Genomic DNA, 16,396 nt, shown 5'->3' on the forward strand with positions numbered 1-16,396 from the left:
ACGCCCGGGCTACGCGAAGACGTGGGGCCAGAGCGCGACGGCGAGCGGGTAGCCGACGAACGAGACGATGTCGATGACGACGTGGGCCACCACGAGGGGCATCACCCGGCCCCAGCGGGTGTAACACCAACCGAAGACCACGCCCATGATGGCGTTGCCGACGAACGGGCCGAAGCCCTGATAGAGGTGGTAGCTGCCCCGGAGTGCCGCAGCGGACAGGATGATGGTCCACTTCGACCAGCCGAGCTGGCGCAGGCGCGTGAAGAGGTAGCCGACGACGATCACCTCCTCCTGGAGCCCCGCGCGGACCGCGGCGAATATGAGGATGGGCACCGTCCACCAGTAGGTGTCGAGCGGCGACGCCTGCACCTGCACCGTCAGCCCGAGCAGCCGGCCGAGCGCGTAGAAGAGAATGCCGGGGATGCCGATCACGAGGAAGAGCAGCATGCCGCCACCGAGGTCTCGGCCGGGCCGGCTCAGATCGAACCCGATGCGGCGGAAGCCGCTGCGCCGCGGCTGCCAGAGCAGGAAGATCACCAGGGCGACCGCGAACAGCGGGAACGCGTTTCCGAGCAACTGGTAGAGGAAGTCGAATACCGGTCGACTCGACTGCGACGGGTTCACCTGCGCGGTCTGGTCGGCCAGGGGAGTGCTCTGGGTGGAGCGGTCGATGATCGTGACGATCGAGTACACCGCAGACTGGCCGAGCGAGAGGCCGAGGACGATCGCGACCTCCCACCAGAGGCGCGGGCGGGCGCCGCGTTCGACCGGGACTTCTCCGCGCCAGGTGATGGCCTCATCCGCCGTCGGGGCGGCTGCGGCCGACTCACTGCTCATATGTGCATCCTGCCAGGCTCTGGACGGGGGCGGCGACACGTTGTATATCCGCGAATTTCACCCCGCGTATGCGCGAACCGCACGATTTCTTGCGTTTCGCGCTGCGAGAGCGCTGTTTGAGGGGGCTCCGCGCAACGATCCACCGACTGAGTTACCACTGTGTAACGTTTTCCAGCCTCATTTTGCATTCCCAGTCAACGCTACCTAGGTTGTTCTTATCCCGCGGGGTTCGGGTGCTCTCGCATGCCCGTGCCGTCGCACACTTCGCACAGGAGGAACATTGCACATCAAGGGAAGAAAGGTCAGGTACGCGGTCAGCGCCGTCGCCGTCGCCGGCGTTGCAGCGCTCGCACTGTCGGCCTGCACCACGTCCGGCAGCACGGGCACGTCGTCCGCGGCCAAGGGCGGCACCGTGACGGTCGCTGTCGTGAACGACTTCACCTCGTTCAACTCGCAGACCCCCCAGGGCAACCTGGACACCAACGGCCAGGTCGGCTACCTCGACGGGTCGTACGGTACTGGCTTCCAGTACATCGACAACAACTACAAGATCGTTCACGACGACAAGTTCGGCAAGTTCGAGAAGATCTCGGACGACCCGCTGACGGTCAAGTACACGCTGAACAAGAACGACAAGTGGTCCGATGGCCAGCCCGTCACTGCTGACGACATGATCCTCGGCTGGGCCATCGCCTCCGGCTACTACGACTCTGCGAAGTTCGACGACCAGGGCAACGTAACCAGCGGAACCCAGTACTTCTCCATCGCGGGTTCGACGGCGGGCATCGACTCGACCGCGTACCCGACCGTGGGCGACAACAACACGTCGATCACGCTGAAGTACTCGACGCCGTACGTGGACTGGGAGCTCGTCAACCCGATCGCGCAGCCCGCGCACATCGTGGCCAAGAAGGCGGGCCTCTCCTCGGCCGCCGACCTGACCAAGGTGCTGAAGACGCTGCCGAAGGGCAACCCTGACGCTCCGGTCGCCCCCAACGCGACCCTGAAGAAGGCCGCCGACTTCGTCAACACCGGCTACGACGTGACCGCGTTCCCGACCGACAAGGACCTGCTGGTCTCCTCCGGCCCGTTCGTCGTCTCCTCGTGGACCCCCGGCCAGTCGCTGACGATGACGCAGAACAAGTACTACGACGGCGGCCTCAAGCCGAGCGTCGACAAGGTCGTGTTCCGCATCATCCCCGACGCCAACGCGCAGGTCACCGCTCTCCAGAACGGTGAGGTCGACATCATCAACCCGCAGGCCTCGGCCGACACGCTCACTGCCCTCAAGCAGACGAGCGCGAAGGTCCTGACCGGCGACCAGGCGTCGTACGACCACCTCGACCTGAACTTCGGTTCGCAGGTCTTCGCCGACCCGAAGGTCCGTGAGGCCTTCCTCATGACGATCCCGCGTCAGCAGATCCTCGACTCGATCGTCACCCCGGTGAACCCGAAGGCCAAGGTCCTCAACTCGCAGATCTGGCTGCCGAACCAGCAGCCCGAGTACGGCGACTCCGTGAAGAACAACGGTTCGAGCAAGTACGACAAGGTCGACATCGACGGCGCCAAGGCGCTGCTCGCCGGTGCCACCCCGACTGTTCGCATCCTGTACAACACGAACAACCCGAACCGTGTCGACGAGTTCCAGGCCATCTCGGCGTCCGCCGCCAAGGCCGGCTTCAAGGTCGTCGACGCCGGCTCGCCGGACTGGAGCAAGCTCCTCCCGGGCGGCAACTACGACGCGTCGCTCTTCGGCTGGATCAGCCCGGGTGCCGGCACGGCGCAGATCCCGCAGCTGTTCACCACCAACGGTGGCGGTAACTACAACCGCTTCTCGGCCGCGAACAGCGACGCTCTGGCCACCCAGACGACGCTCGACACCAGCAAGCTCGTCTCGCTGGAGAAGAACATCGACAAGACCGCCTTCTCGCAGGCCTACGGTCTGCCGCTGTTCCAGCTGCCGGGTGTCTTCGGTGTCAACGCTCGCGTCGACGGCGTGAAGTACATGGGCAACCAGAACGGCCCGTTCTGGAACTTCTGGGAGTGGACCGTCAAGTCCTCGACCGCGAAGTAACGCTCGACAGTGAGAGTGCCCGGGGGATCCCCGGGCACTCTCCTGCGACGGGGCGTCGGCTTCGAGTCGACGCCCCGTTATCATGTAGTCGGCGGTCGTGATCCGACCGTTACCTCGAAATCGCGCCAGGCGAGCCCCCCGCTCCGCCGATCAACCCGTTCGTGGCGCGCCCTGTCAGTAAAGGTTTTGAACCTATGGCGAGTTTCATCCTGAGACGACTCCTTGTCTCAGTGCTCATCATCATCGCCGCTTCGTTCCTGATGTACATGCTGGTCGCGTACAGCGCCGACCCGCTCCAGGATCTGCGAAGCAGCAATTCCCCCAACAAGACGCAGCTCATCAATGCGCGCATCCAGCTCCTCCAGCTCGACATCGCCCCACCGCTGCGGTGGTTGCTCTGGCTCGGCGGCGCGGCCAAGTGCCTCATCCCGTTCGCCAACTCGTGCGACCTGGGATCGACCATCTCCAACGCGAAGGTGGTGGACATCCTCCCGCAGGCGCTCGGCTCGACCGTCCAGCTGGTCACCGTCGCGCTCATCCTCGCGATCCTCCTCGGTGTCACGATCGGCATCGTGACCGCCCTGCGGCAGTACAGCGGACTCGACAACGTCGTCACGTTCCTCAGCTTCTTCCTGTACTCGCTCCCGGCGTTCCTCGTGGCAGTGCTCCTGAAAGAGTTCGTCGCCATCGGCTTCAACAACTTCCTCGGCAATCCGACGATCCCGTGGTGGGTGGCGATCTTGATCGGAGTGGTGGCCGGACTGATCTGGCAGTCGCTCATCGGCGGCGACATGCGGCGGCGCGGCATCACGTTCGCCGTCTCCGGCGTCGCGACGGCCGGTGTGCTGCTGCTGATGAGCGCGACCAACTGGTTCCTGCACCCGGGCCTCGGGCCGGTCGTGATGATCATCCTGATCGCCGGCACCGTGATCGGAGCGACCGCTCTGACCGCAGGCCTGCAGAACCGCCGCGCACTGATCTCCGCGAGCATCGCGGGCGCCGTCGCGCTGGTCTGCTACTTCGGTCTGCAGTGGCTGTTCAACATCTCCACGCCGTCCACGATCATCATCCTGGCGGTCGTCGCAATCGTCGTGAGCCTCGCCATCGGCTGGTTCGTGGGAGGCTACGACCGCGGCCAGAACATGCGCGTCGCGGTGATCGTCACGATCGTGTCGGGCTTCCTGATCATCGTCGACCGGTTCATGCAGGCGTGGCCAACGTACTTCCAGGACACCAACGGCCGTCCGATCGCGACCGTCGGCTCGTCCACCCCGGGCCTCGAGGGCGACATGTGGGTGAACGGTCTCGACACCTTCACGCACCTCGCGCTCCCCACGATCGCGCTGCTGCTGATCTCGTTCGCGTCGTACACGCGCTACTCGCGGGCCGGCATGCTCGAGGTGCTCGGCCAGGACTTCATCCGCACGGCGCGCGCCAAGGGCCTCCCCGAGCGCACGGTCGTGGTCCGCCACGCCTTCCGCAACATGCTGATCCCGATCACGACGCTCGTCGCCTTCGACGTCGGCGCGCTCCTCGGTGGTGCGATCATCACCGAGAAGGTGTTCGCGATCCCGGGCATGGGTTCCCTGTTCAATGCGGGCCTGGCGCGCGGCGACCTGAACCCGGTGATGGCGTACTTCCTCGTCATCGCGATCATGGCGATCCTGTTCAACTTCCTCGCGGATCTGTCCTACGCCGCACTCGACCCGAGAGTGAGGGTCCGCTGATGTCCACGACCGAACCCATGATCGCCGACGAGCTGCAGGAGCCGAGCGCTCCGCCCGTCAGCCAGGGCAAGCTCATCTGGAAGCGATTCCTCTCGAACAAGGTCGCCGTCGGCAGTGCGATCCTGTTCATCCTGATCGTGCTGTTCTCCATCTCCGCGATCGGCATCGGGCCGATCCACGGCTGGTGGAAGTACAACTACGTCGAGCTGAACGACCAGGTCTCGCAGGGCGCTCCCACCCTGGAGCACCCCTTCGGCCAGGACCGCATCGGCAAGGACTACTTCGCCCTCACGATGCGCGGCATCCAGAACTCGGTGCTGGTGATGGTCGTGCTCGGGCTCATCGCGAGTGTGGTCGGTGTCGTCGTCGGGGCCATCGCGGGCTACTTCCGCGGTGTGGTCGACGCGATCCTGATGCGTATCACCGACGTCTTCATCGTGATCCCTGCGCTGGTCATCGGCTCCGTCGTCGGACACATGTTCGGCGGTCTCGGCGCGTTCTTCCTCGCACTGATGCTGGGCTTCTTCTCATGGATGGGCATCGCGCGTCTGGTGCGCGGCGAGTTCCTGTCGCTCCGCGAGCGGGAGTTCGTGGAGGCGGCGCGCGTCGCCGGCGCGTCGGACACGCGGATCATCTTCAAGCACATCCTGCCTAACGCCATCGGCGTCGTCATCGTGGCCTCGACGCTGATCATGGCCTCCGCCATCCTGCTCGAGACCGCGCTGTCGTTCCTCGGCTACGGGATCCGTCCGCCGGACGTGTCGCTCGGTCTGCTGATCAGCTCGAACGAGTCGGCGTTCCAGACCCGTCCGTGGCTGTTCTGGTGGCCCGGCTCGTTCATCGTGATCCTCGCGCTGCTGGTCAACTTCGTGGGTGACGGTCTGCGCGACGCGTTCGACCCGCGCCACCGCCGGTTCAACCTCCGCAAGATGCGCGAGGAGGAGCCGGAGCCCGGCGAGGACGGACAGTCCGGACCCCGCACAGGCGCGGCCCTCGCGGAGGACGTGCTGTGACATCCGCCCGCGCTGCGCTGCTGGTGGCCGCCGGTTCTCCGGCGTCAGGCCGCCAGCAGCGCGGTGAGCGTGCCGGCGATCAGCACGATCAGCACCGCCAGCGCGGCGATGTGCCAGCGGATCGTCACGGGCGTCTCGTCCGCGAGCCCGCTGTCGATCGCTCCGCTCTGCTGGAGCTGGGTCCAGCGGCGGCGCACGACCTCGGCCGCGGCGCCCGACTCGGTCGAGAGCAGGTCGCCCGGGCGGCGCACGCTGTCGGCGACGGCCGGCTTGCCGACGCGCCCCTTGGTCTCCTCGCGGGTGGCGCGCAGCGTGCGCGCCGTGCCGGGAGCGGGCGCGGACCAGACCGGGAACTTGCGGCCGGGCGTGTACAGCGTCAGCGCGTATTTGGTGTCCACGTGGATGAGCGACTGCCATGGGATGCGGATGGTGCGCGTGACGTTGACCACCTCGATGCCGTCGTCGGCGACTGTGAGGCGTGGACGCCAGAGCAGCGCCCAGCCGATGAAGGCGAAGAGCGCGCACGGCACCACGTAGAGCAGGCGCACATCGTGCACGCTCACCAGAAGGCCGACGATCAGGGCGGCAGCGGCCGCCCAGATCAGCACGGCAAGGACCCGGTTGAACCGGGACACGAAAACCTCGCGCTCGGCGGGGGAGACGTAGGGCATGGCTCCATGCTCTCATCCCGCACCGTCTCCGCCTCGTCCGAGCGCGCCCCCGAAAGGAACCACGAATCATGACCGAGAACACCACCGGTGGGGCCGGGGTCGTCGTCGGCGCCCCCGTGCTGGAGGTCACCGACCTGTCCGTCGATTTCGGCGTCGACAACGTCTGGGTGCCCGCGGCGAAGAAGCTGAACTACTCGATCAAGGCGGGTGAGGTGCTCGCCATCGTCGGCGAGTCCGGCTCCGGCAAGAGCGCGAGCTCGATGGCGATCCTCGACCTCCTGCCGCAGAACTCGCGCGTGCAGGGCTCGATCAAGCTCGAGGGCCGCGAGCTCACCGGGCTCACCCCGCCGCAGATGCGCCGTGTGCGCGGACGCCAGGTCGCGGTGATCTTCCAGGAGCCGATGACCGCGCTCAACCCCGTCTACACGGTCGGTTTCCAGATCGTCGAGACGCTGCGCATCCACTTCGGGATGTCGCCGCACGAGGCGAAGGAGCGTGCGCTCGAGCTGCTCGACATGGTCGAGCTCCCCGATCCGGTGAAGGCGTTCAACTCGTACCCGCACCAGCTCTCGGGCGGCCAGCGCCAGCGTGCCATGATCGCGCAGTCGATCTCGTGCGACCCGAAGCTGCTCATCGCCGACGAGCCCACCACGGCGCTCGACGTGACGGTGCAGGCCGAGATCCTCGAGCTGATCCGCAGCCTCCGAGACCGCCTCGACAGCGCGATCCTCCTCATCACCCACGACATGGGCGTCGTCGCCGACCTGGCCGACAACATCGTGGTGATGCGCAAGGGCGACATCGTCGAGGCAGGCACCGTCAAGGAGGTCTTCGACGCTCCGCAGCACCCGTACACGATCGCCCTGCTCGATGCCGTCCCGCACCTCGGCCAGCGCGAGAACGAGGAGATCGACACGACCGCCGCCCTCGCCGCCGGCACGGAGAACCCGGACGCCGAGTTCGCCGAGCGCATCCGCGTCAACGAGCGCATCGCCGCCGCCGAGCACGAGAAGGCGGAGATGGACAAGCGCAAGGTCGTGGTCGACTTCGAGAAGGTCGCCATCGAGTACCCGAAGCACGGCCGCGTGCCGGCCTTCCGTGCCGCGACCGACATCGACCTGACCATCCACGAGGGCGAGGTCGTCGGTCTGGTGGGCGAGTCGGGCTCCGGCAAGACCACGCTCGGCCGTGCCGCCATCGGCCTGCTGCCCATCCACTCGGGCAAGCTCGTCGTCGCCGATCAAGACATCAGCAACGCGAACCGCGACGAGATCCGCAAGCTGCACCGCAACGTCGGCATCGTGTTCCAGGACCCGTCGTCGTCGCTGAACCCGCGCCTCCAGATCGCCGACTCCATCGGCGAGCCGCTGCGCCTGGCCAAGGGCCTCAAGGGCGCAGGCCTGGCGAAGGAGGTCGACCGACTCCTCGACAGCGTCGAGCTGCCGCGCGCCTACCGCAGCCGGTTCCCGCACGAGCTCTCGGGCGGCCAGAAGCAGCGCGTCGGCATCGCCCGAGCGCTGTCGCTGAAGCCGCAGGTGCTGATCGCCGACGAGCCGACCAGCGCGCTCGACGTCTCGGTGCAGGCCCGCGTTCTGGAGCTGATGCAGCAGCTCCAGAAAGAGATGAACTTCGCGTGCCTCTTCATCACGCACGACCTCGCCGTCATCGACGTGCTGGCCGACCGCATCGCGGTGATGCATCACGGCAACCTGGTCGAGGTCGGGACGCGCGACGAGATCCTGCGCTACCCGAAGGAGGCGTACACGCAGCGCCTCCTCGCGGCAGTGCCGCTGCCCGACCCGGAGCAGCAGCGCGCCCGCCGCGCCCTGCGCCTGGAGCTGCTGGCCGCGGGCTCGGACGAGGTCGTGCCGGTCAACGAGGGCCTGCCCCAGCAGCCGGAGCCGCCCGTGGCCCAGGGGCTCTAGAGCCGAGGACGACGAACGCCCTCTGTTCCGTGGACATCTGCGGAACAGGGGGCGTTTCGCATGGCGACGGTTGCACGCTCTCGCTGCGATAGAATGGACCGTTCCCCATTTCTTTCTGACGAGAGTCGAGCCTTCACGCATGTCCGAGAACGCCGTCGCCCACCGCGACGATCTGCGCAACGTCGCGATCGTCGCCCACGTCGACCACGGCAAGACCACGCTGGTCGACGCCATGCTGCGGCAGACCAACTCGTTCGGCGACCACGAGCACGTCGAAGAGCGCGCCATGGACTCCAACGAGCTGGAGCGCGAGAAGGGCATCACGATCCTCGCCAAGAACACGGCGATCTCGTACAAGGGCAAGCACGCCCCGAACGGCCCCATCACGATCAACGTGATCGACACCCCGGGCCACGCCGACTTCGGCGGCGAGGTCGAGCGCGGCCTGTCGATGGTCGACGGCGTCGTGCTCCTGGTCGACGCGTCCGAGGGCCCGCTGCCGCAGACCCGGTTCGTGCTGCGCAAGGCACTGGAGGCCAAGCTCCCGGTCATCCTCGCCGTCAACAAGACCGACCGCGGTGACGCCCGCATCGGCGAGGTCGTCGAGGAGAGCCAGGACCTCCTGCTCGGCCTCGCGAGCGACCTGGCCGACGACGTGCCCGACCTCGACCTCGACGCCGTCCTCGACGTGCCGGTCGTCTACGCCTCCGGCCGCGCCGGCGCCGCGAGCCGCAACCGGCCAGCCAACGGCGAACTGCCCGACAACGACGACCTCGAGCCCCTGTTCGAGGCCATCCTCGAGCACATCCCGGCTCCGACGTACGACCCGTCCGCCCCGCTGCAGGCGCACGTCACCAACCTCGACGCGTCGCCGTTCCTCGGCCGCCTGGCACTGCTCCGCATCTTCAACGGCACGCTCAAGAAGGGCCAGACGGTCGCCTGGGTGCGTCACGACGGCGACGTCCACAACGTTCGCGTCACCGAGCTGCTGATGACGAAGGCACTCGACCGCTACCCGGCCGAGTCCGGCGGCCCGGGCGACATCGTCGCGGTGGCCGGCTTCTCCGACATCATGATCGGCGACACGCTGGCCGACCCCGAGGACGTGCGTGCACTCCCGGCCATCCACGTCGACGACCCCGCGATCTCGATGACGATCGGCACCAACACCTCGCCGCTCGTCGGCAAGGTCAAGGGCCACAAGCTCACCGCGCGCATGGTCAAGGACCGCCTCGACCGCGAGCTGATCGGTAACGTCTCGCTGCGCGTGCTCGACATCGGCCGCCCCGACGCGTGGGAGGTGCAGGGCCGTGGCGAGCTCGCGCTCGCCATCCTGGTCGAGCAGATGCGCCGCGAGGGCTACGAGCTGACCGTCGGCAAGCCGCAGGTGGTCACGCGCAAGGTCGACGGCCGCACGCAGGAGCCCTTCGAGCACCTCACGATCGATGCTCCCGAGGAGTACCTCGGCGCCATCACGCAGCTGCTCGCGGCTCGCAAGGGCCGCATGGAGAACATGGCGAACCACGGCACCGGCTGGGTCCGCATGGAGTTCATCGTCCCGTCGCGCGGTCTCATCGGCTTCCGCACCGAGTTCCTCACCACGACGCGCGGAACCGGCATCGCCAACGCGATCTCGCACGGCTACGACGACTGGGCCGGACAGATCGTCACCCGCAGCAACGGCTCCATCGTGGCCGACCGCGCGGGTGTCGTCACGCCGTTCGCGATCATCGCCCTGCAGGAGCGCATGTCGTTCTTCGTGAACCCGACCGAAGAGGTCTACGAGGGCATGGTCATCGGTGAGAACTCGCGCGCCGACGACATGGACGTGAACATCACCAAGGAGAAGAAGCTGACCAACATGCGTCAGTCGACCGCCGACAACTTCGAGTCGATGACGCCGTCGCGTCAGCTCACGCTCGAGGAGTGCCTGGAGTTCGCCCGCGAGGACGAGTGCGTGGAGGTCACCCCGGAGGCCGTGCGCATCCGCAAGGTGGAGCTCGACGCCACCGCGCGCGGTCGCGCTGCGGCACGCCTGAAGCGTCAGGACGCCTGAGCGCACGGCGCCTGAGCGCACGGCGCTCCGGCGTCCTCCAGCGCATAATCGAACCATGAAACGTGCGCGTCTGCTCGCGGTCCCGGTCGCGGCCCTCCTCGTGCTGGGGGTCGCGCCGGCGCTCGCGGGCTGCAGCTTCCAGACGGTCGTGAAGAACGTCACCGGCGGCAACGTCGACATCGGCGGAGACAAGGTCCCCTCCGACTTCCCGTCGTCGGTTCCGATCTACAAGGGCAGCGTCGTGTTCGGGGCGAGCGTCGGCAGCGGCCACGGCAAGGTCTGGAACGTGACCGTCAAGGTCTCGGGCGCCGACGCGTACAAGGACATCGAGAAGCAGCTCACCGGCGGCGGGTTCAGCGGCCAGTTCGGCGCGCAAGGGCCTGACGGTGGCGGCACGGGAACGTTCGCGAGCGACCAGTACGGCGTCCTCGTCGTGGTCACCGACGCGGGCAGCAACGGCTGGGTCGCCAACTACTCGGTGTCGCGAGCGGCCGTCGATACGCCGACGCCGACGGCCACGCCGTAGCACCCGGCTAGGCGAACAGTCCCTCTCCGACGTACGACCCTTCACGCGCTCCCGGCGGGACGGCGAAGATCGCCGACCCGACGTGCTTGAGGTACTCGTTCATCGCGTCGTTCTTCGCCAGCCGGGTCTGGATCGGGATGAACTGCTTGCGCGGGTCCCGCTGGAAGGCGATGAAGAAGAGCCCGGCGTTCAAACGGCCCAGGTCGTCGTTGCCGTCGACGAAGTTGTACCCTCGGCGCAGCAGTTGCGCGCCGTCGTTCATCGAGGGGTGCGCGAGGCGCACGTGCGAGTCGGGGTCGATCTTGGTGCCCCCGGCGGGCGACAGCGCGAGGAAGTTCGGCTCCGTGAACTCCGTGCCGCCCGACAAGGGTGCGCCCTCGCCCTTGTCGCGGCCGACGATGCGTTCCTGCTCGCCGAGCTGCTGACGGTCCCAGGTCTCGATGACCATGCGGATCTTGCGGGCGACGAGGTAGGAGCCACCGTGCATCCAGGAGGCCCCGTCGCTGGCCGCCGCCCAGACCTGGTCGTCGACGACGGTGGAGTCCTCGGCCTTGATGTTGGCGGTGCCGTCCTTGAACCCGAAGAGGTTGCGCGGCGTCGCCTGGCTGCGGGAAGTCGAGGACGTGCGCCCGAACCCCAGCTGCGACCAGCGGATGGCCGCGCGCCCGAACGCGATGCGCGACAGGTTGCGGATGGCGTGCACGGCGACCTGCGGGTCCTCGCTGCAGGCCTGCACGCAGAGGTCGCCGCCGGTGAGCGAGTCGATCAGTGCATCGCCGGGGAAATGCGGGAGGTCCACCAAGGCGGCGGGCCGCTTGCCCGCGATCCCGAACCGGTCGGTTCCGTCGGCGGCGCGGAACAGCGTCGGGCCGAAGCCGATCGTCAACGTGAGACCGCCCGGTGGGAGGTCGAGCGCCTCCCCGGTGTCGTCAGGCGGGGCGTCGGAGGGACCGGACGCCGGTCCGTACTTTCCAGCGGGCTTGCCCTGCGTCATCCGCGCGGCCGCCACCGTCCAGTCGCGCAGCAGCTCGATGAGGCCGTCGCGGTCGAGGCCCGGGGCGACGTCGAAGGCCGCGAAGTGCAGGCGGTCCTGCGCCGGCGTGACGATCCCGGCCTGGTTGGCGCCGTAGAACGGGTAGGTCGCGTCGGCAGGGGAGCCGCCGACCGCGTGGCCCACGGCCGCTCCGGCGCCGAACCCGACGATGCCGGCGCCGACAGCCGCGCCGGCCAGCCCGAGCATCCCGCGACGGGACACGCCGGACCGCCCGGTGCTCGCGGCGCCCTCGGGGAGAGCGGCGGGCTCCGGGCGGTCGGCGTCGGTGTTCTGCTCGGTCACCCGTCTCCTACTTGACCAGGATCGAGGTGAGCTGGCTGAGCGGCTCGCTCAGGGCGTTGACGGAGTCGGAGAGCTCCTTCACCTGCGCGGTCGTGAGCTCGGTGTAGCTGACGTAGCCGTTCCCGGACGCGTACTGCGCGAGCAGTTTGTCGATCGTCGCGAACTCGCTGTCGAGCTTCTTCGCGGTGGCCGTACCCGTGCTGCCCTTCTGGAGCAGGATCGCCCGGACGTTCCCGTAGGCGACCTCCGCGCCTTCGACGTTCGCCTTGAAGTCCCAGAGGTCGGTGTGCGAGAACGTCTCCTCCTCGCCGGTGATCTTGCTGCGCGAGACCTCCTCCATCAGGCCGCTGGCGCCGTTGGAGATCTGATCGAGGGTGAGCGTGAAGTCCTTCGCGTAGACGAGGTCGTAGAGCTTCTGCGTGTCGGCCACGAGCTGGTCGCCGAGGAGCTTGCGGCCTGCGGCGTCGGACGGTGTGAAGCCGGCGGGAGCCCACAGGTCCTTCTCGATGCGGTGCCAGCCGGTCCAGGTCTGACCCTGCTCGAGGTCGGCCTCGCGCAGGTCGAGCGCGGGATCGATGTCGCCGAACTGCTCCGCGGTCGGCTCGATGCGCTCGTAGAACGAGCGCGCTGCCGGGTACTGGGTGCGGGCCGCCGCGTCATCGCCGGCCTCGTAGGCGGCGGCGAAGGTCTTCGTCGCAGCGAGCAGCTGCCCGGTCTGGTCCTTGACGTAGCTGACGTAGTTGGTCACCGCCTGGGCGACCTGCTTGCTCTCGCTCGCGGTCGTGGTGTCGGCGGATCCCTTGGTCACCGCGAACTTCGCGAGGGAGGTGGGATTGCCGACCATGCCCTTCTTGCAGGCCGTGAAGTAGCTGCCCTCGGCGAGCTGCACCACGTAGTTCACGGTGGTGCCCGGACCGATGTTCTCCTTCTCGCCCGCGATGCGGAGCTTGTCCTGCGCGAGCACCTCGAACTCGTTGACGTCGGAGCCGCTGTTGGTCACCTGGAACGTGATCGGGCCGGCCGGCGCGGTCGCGGTCTTCACCGTGCAGGAGCTGTCGGTGAGCGTGACCTGGATGGCCTCGGCGTCGGCGGAGGCCTTGTTGGGCACGCAGCCGGTGAGGGCGAGCGCCAGAGCGGCGGCGCCGGCGAGGAGACCGGCGGTCGTGCCGAGATGACGGAGTCGGGGCATGGGGATGCTGTGCTTTCTGCTCTGGTGACGTCGGAGGAGTGCGGGACGGGTCAGGAGGCGACCGGTGCGTGCGGAACGGGCGCGGCCACGGGTTTCGCCGGAGTCGCCGCGGCGCGGCCGGCGGAACGGTGCTGACGCAGATAGAAGAACCCGACCACCACGGTGTAGCCGACCCACGCGATCACCTGGAACCAGGTGGGCGACGGGTTGAAGTTGAGGATGCCGGCGAGCGCGGTGCCATACCAGCTCGACGCCGGGATCACGGCGCTGATGTCGTAAGCGTGGATGCCGGCGCCGGGGATCACGCCGGCCTCCTGCAGGTCGCCGATGCCGTACGCGAGCACCCCGCCCGCGACGATGACGAGGAACGCGCCAGTCCAGGTGAAGAACGCGCCGAGGTTGATGCGGACCATCCCGCGGTAGAGCAGGAAGCCGAGCACCGCTGCGGTGATGAGACCGAGGATCGCGCCGATGACGGGCTCCCAGCCGCCGCCGATGCTGGCGACGGTCGCCCAGACGAACAGCGCCGTCTCGATGCCCTCGCGTCCGACGCTGAGCATCGCAAGGATGACGACGCCCCACCCGGCGCCGACGAGCACGGAGTCGAGCCTGCCCTGCAGCGTGGACTTCATGCTGCGCGCGGTCCTGCCCATCCAGAAGATCATCCAGGTGACGAAGCCCACGGCCACGAGCGACAGCGTGCCCCCGACGATCTCCTGCGCCTCGAAGCTGAGTCCGTAGGGACCCCAGGTCAGCAGTGCCCCGATCCCGAGCGGGACGACCAGGGCGATGCCCACGCCGATCCAGAGTTTCGAGAGGACGTCCCGTCGGCCGACCTTCACCACGTAAGCGACGAGGATGGTGACGATGAGCGCCATTTCGAGGCCTTCGCGGAGGCCGATCAGGTAGTTCGCGAGCACAGTGGACCTTCGAACGGAGGTGGGGGAGGTTGGTAAGGCTAACCTTACCCGACGACTCTAGATCACCTCCGCCGAATGTGTCCAGCTAGGATTCGAAGATGCTCAGCCGGATCGTCAACGCCGTGCTCCTGGTGGCCGCCGGCGCGATCGTCGGCGGGATCGGCACCGTCGCGCACCAGATCACCGTGACCTGGGGAGTGTCGATCCCGCTCGGCCTGATCGGCTCGCTCGTCTGCTACACGGCCCTGCTCGTCGGACTGCGCCTGCTCGGCGACTCACGCTGGCCGGCGCTCTGCGCGGCATTGGGCGCGATCGCCGCGATCCTGCTGTTCACGCAGCAGAGCCCGGGAGGCTCCGTCCTGATCCCGAACAACCTGGTCGGCCAGATCTGGCTCGTCGCCCCCATCCTCATCGCGGCCGTCGTCGTCGCGTGGCCCGACCTGCGCGGCCGTCGCCGCCCGGGCGCCACCGAGGCGCGGACGTCCTAAGCTAGAGGGACAGCCTCCCGTTTCGCGAAGGGAATCCGAAGCACAGTGACCTACGTCATCGCCCTCCCGTGTGTCGATGTGAAAGACCGCGCCTGCATCGACGAATGCCCCGTCGACTGCATCTACGAGGGCGAACGCTCGCTGTACATCCACCCCGACGAATGCGTCGACTGCGGAGCCTGCGAGCCGGTCTGCCCGGTGGAGGCGATCTACTACGAAGACGACCTCCCCGAAGAGTGGGCCGACTACTACAAGGCCAACGTGGAGTTCTTCGACGACATCGGCTCGCCCGGTGGCGCCGCCAAGGTCGGCGTGATCGCCAAGGACCACCCGATCATCGCAGCGCTGCCCCCGCAGGCGCACTGACGTGGCGCTCGGCGAGCTTCCCGACTACCCCTGGGACCTGATGGCGCCCTACGCGGCGCGCGCCAGGGAGGCCGTGCCGGGCGGCGATCCGGCCGGCGGACCGTTCGAGGCAGCCTCCGGTGTCGTCGACCTGTCCATCGGGTCGCCGGTCGACCCGACGCCCGAGCTGATCCGCCGGGCACTGGCCGACGCGACCGACGCGCACGCCTACCCGCAGACCGTCGGCACGCCGGCGCTTCGGGAGGCCATCACCGCCTGGTTCGAGCGCCGCCGCGGCGTGCCGGGGCTCGAAGCCGAGAACGTGCTGCCCACGATCGGCTCCAAGGAGCTCGTCGCCTTCCTGCCGTTCTTCCTCGGCCTGGGGGACGGCGACGCCGTCGTGCATCCGCGGGCGGCATACCCCACGTACGCGATCGGCGCCGCCCTCGCCGGGGCGGAGGCCGTCGCGAGCGACGACCCGGCCGACTGGCCCGCGAACACGCGACTGGTCTGGCTGAACAGCCCGGGCAACCCCGACGGGCGGGTGCTGTCGGTCGACGAGCTGGCCGCCGCGGTCGCCCGCGCCCGCGAGCTCGGCGCCGTCGTCGCGAGCGACGAGTGCTACGCGGAGCTCGGCTGGGACCGCCCGTGGGACGAAGAGCCCATCCCGAGCGTGCTCGACCCCCGCGTCGTCGGCGACGACCGCACCGGTGTGCTCGCCGTCTATTCGCTGAGCAAGCAGTCCAACCTCGCCGGCTACCGCGCCGCGTTCGTCGCGGGCGACCCGCGCCTGATCGCCCGCCTCACCACCGTGCGCAAGCACGCAGGGCTCATGCTGCCCTCTCCGCTTCAGGCCGCGATGGTGGTCGCCCTCGGCGACGACGCGCACGTCGCGCAGCAGCGCGAGCGCTACCGCCGGCGCCGTGACCTGCTCAAGCCCGCGCTGGAGGCCGCGGGCTTCCGGATCGACCGCAGCGAGGCCGGCCTCTACCTGTGGGCGACCGAGGGGCGCGACGCCTGGGAGAGCATCGGCCGACTCGCCGATCTCGGCATCATCGCCGGCCCCGGCGTCTTCTACGGCGACCACTACCCGCAGCACGTGCGGCTCTCGCTGACGGCGACGGACGAGCGGATCGCGACGGCGGCCTCCCGCTTGCAGGCTTTTGGAGAGACCCTCTAACCATCGGCCACCTCCTTTGCGCGATGCGACAGTTGTCGCGCGGGTTGGCTAGGCTGTACCAGCACGGCTTCTCAGCGGCGCTGACACGAACGGCGCGCGAAGCATCCCG

The 16,396-nt window shown here is 68.2% G+C and carries 14 protein-coding genes; 9 read left to right on the top strand and 5 right to left on the bottom strand.

Annotation, left to right across the window (positions count from 1 at the left end):
• Window positions 1-9 precede the first annotated feature (9 nt).
• Window positions 10-837, bottom strand: a complete 828-nt coding sequence (locus tag AC0HS0_RS03025) for a CPBP family intramembrane glutamic endopeptidase (protein WP_472961558.1) — start codon at window positions 835-837, stop codon at window positions 10-12.
• Between the two features lie 280 nt (window positions 838-1,117).
• Between AC0HS0_RS03025 and AC0HS0_RS03030 the strand changes: the two genes are divergently transcribed.
• The 3 genes from AC0HS0_RS03030 to AC0HS0_RS03040 all read left to right on the top strand — a co-directional run bounded on the left by AC0HS0_RS03030 (window position 1,118) and on the right by AC0HS0_RS03040 (window position 5,651).
• The gene (locus AC0HS0_RS03030; protein WP_472961560.1) at window positions 1,118-2,911 is read left to right on the top strand and encodes an ABC transporter family substrate-binding protein; all 1,794 of its coding nucleotides are present in this window, start codon (window positions 1,118-1,120) and stop codon (window positions 2,909-2,911) included.
• 194 nt (window positions 2,912-3,105) lie between these two features.
• Window positions 3,106-4,638, top strand: coding sequence for an ABC transporter permease subunit (locus AC0HS0_RS03035; RefSeq protein ID WP_472961562.1), 1,533 nt, complete (start codon window positions 3,106-3,108; stop codon window positions 4,636-4,638).
• Window positions 4,638-5,651 carry an ABC transporter permease gene (locus AC0HS0_RS03040; RefSeq protein ID WP_472961564.1) on the top strand — a complete coding sequence of 338 codons (1,014 nt, stop codon included), beginning with the start codon at window positions 4,638-4,640 and terminating at the stop codon, window positions 5,649-5,651. Before AC0HS0_RS03035 ends, AC0HS0_RS03040 begins: the two co-directional genes overlap by 1 nt.
• Window positions 5,652-5,695: 44 nt before the next feature.
• Here the strand turns inward: AC0HS0_RS03040 and AC0HS0_RS03045 are convergent, their stop codons facing one another.
• A complete protein-coding gene (locus AC0HS0_RS03045; protein ID WP_472961565.1) occupies window positions 5,696-6,322 on the bottom strand; it encodes a PH domain-containing protein in 627 nt (208 codons plus the stop codon).
• A 68-nt stretch (window positions 6,323-6,390) separates the two neighbouring features.
• On the opposite strand from AC0HS0_RS03045, the gene AC0HS0_RS03050 reads away from it, so the two are divergent.
• The 3 genes from AC0HS0_RS03050 (at window position 6,391) to AC0HS0_RS03060 (ending at window position 10,829) form a co-directional block, all read left to right on the top strand.
• The gene (locus tag AC0HS0_RS03050) at window positions 6,391-8,247 is read left to right on the top strand and encodes an ABC transporter ATP-binding protein (RefSeq protein ID WP_472961567.1); all 1,857 of its coding nucleotides are present in this window, start codon (window positions 6,391-6,393) and stop codon (window positions 8,245-8,247) included.
• Between the two features lie 139 nt (window positions 8,248-8,386).
• Window positions 8,387-10,303, top strand: a complete 1,917-nt coding sequence (typA, locus tag AC0HS0_RS03055) for a translational GTPase TypA (protein ID WP_472961569.1) — start codon at window positions 8,387-8,389, stop codon at window positions 10,301-10,303.
• A gap of 55 nt (window positions 10,304-10,358) precedes the next feature.
• Window positions 10,359-10,829, top strand: coding sequence for a hypothetical protein (locus AC0HS0_RS03060; protein WP_472961570.1), 471 nt, complete (start codon window positions 10,359-10,361; stop codon window positions 10,827-10,829).
• Between the two features lie 7 nt (window positions 10,830-10,836).
• Here the strand turns inward: AC0HS0_RS03060 and efeB are convergent, their stop codons facing one another.
• The 3 genes from efeB to efeU are packed head-to-tail and all read right to left on the bottom strand — an operon-like array spanning window position 10,837 to window position 14,274.
• Window positions 10,837-12,165 carry an iron uptake transporter deferrochelatase/peroxidase subunit gene (gene efeB / locus AC0HS0_RS03065; protein WP_472961572.1) on the bottom strand — a complete coding sequence of 443 codons (1,329 nt, stop codon included), beginning with the start codon at window positions 12,163-12,165 and terminating at the stop codon, window positions 10,837-10,839.
• A gap of 7 nt (window positions 12,166-12,172) precedes the next feature.
• Window positions 12,173-13,354: an iron uptake system protein EfeO gene (gene efeO, locus AC0HS0_RS03070; RefSeq protein ID WP_472961573.1), complete on the bottom strand. Its 1,182-nt coding sequence runs from the start codon at window positions 13,352-13,354 to the stop codon at window positions 12,173-12,175.
• 50 nt (window positions 13,355-13,404) lie between these two features.
• Complete coding sequence (gene efeU, locus AC0HS0_RS03075) at window positions 13,405-14,274, bottom strand: iron uptake transporter permease EfeU (RefSeq protein ID WP_472961575.1); 870 nt, start codon at window positions 14,272-14,274, stop codon at window positions 13,405-13,407.
• A 98-nt stretch (window positions 14,275-14,372) separates the two neighbouring features.
• On the opposite strand from efeU, the gene AC0HS0_RS03080 reads away from it, so the two are divergent.
• The 3 genes from AC0HS0_RS03080 to dapC are packed head-to-tail and all read left to right on the top strand — an operon-like array spanning window position 14,373 to window position 16,287.
• Window positions 14,373-14,762: a hypothetical protein gene (locus AC0HS0_RS03080; protein ID WP_472961576.1), complete on the top strand. Its 390-nt coding sequence runs from the start codon at window positions 14,373-14,375 to the stop codon at window positions 14,760-14,762.
• Between the two features lie 45 nt (window positions 14,763-14,807).
• On the top strand, window positions 14,808-15,128 hold the full coding sequence (gene fdxA / locus AC0HS0_RS03085; protein WP_011186402.1) for a ferredoxin: 321 nt from the start codon (window positions 14,808-14,810) through the stop codon (window positions 15,126-15,128).
• Window position 15,129: 1 nt separating this feature from the next.
• Complete coding sequence (dapC, locus tag AC0HS0_RS03090; RefSeq protein ID WP_472961578.1) at window positions 15,130-16,287, top strand: succinyldiaminopimelate transaminase; 1,158 nt, start codon at window positions 15,130-15,132, stop codon at window positions 16,285-16,287.
• Window positions 16,288-16,396: the final 109 nt, after the last annotated feature.

It is taken from the genome of Leifsonia sp. PARNA 1/14 (genome assembly GCF_055720965.1).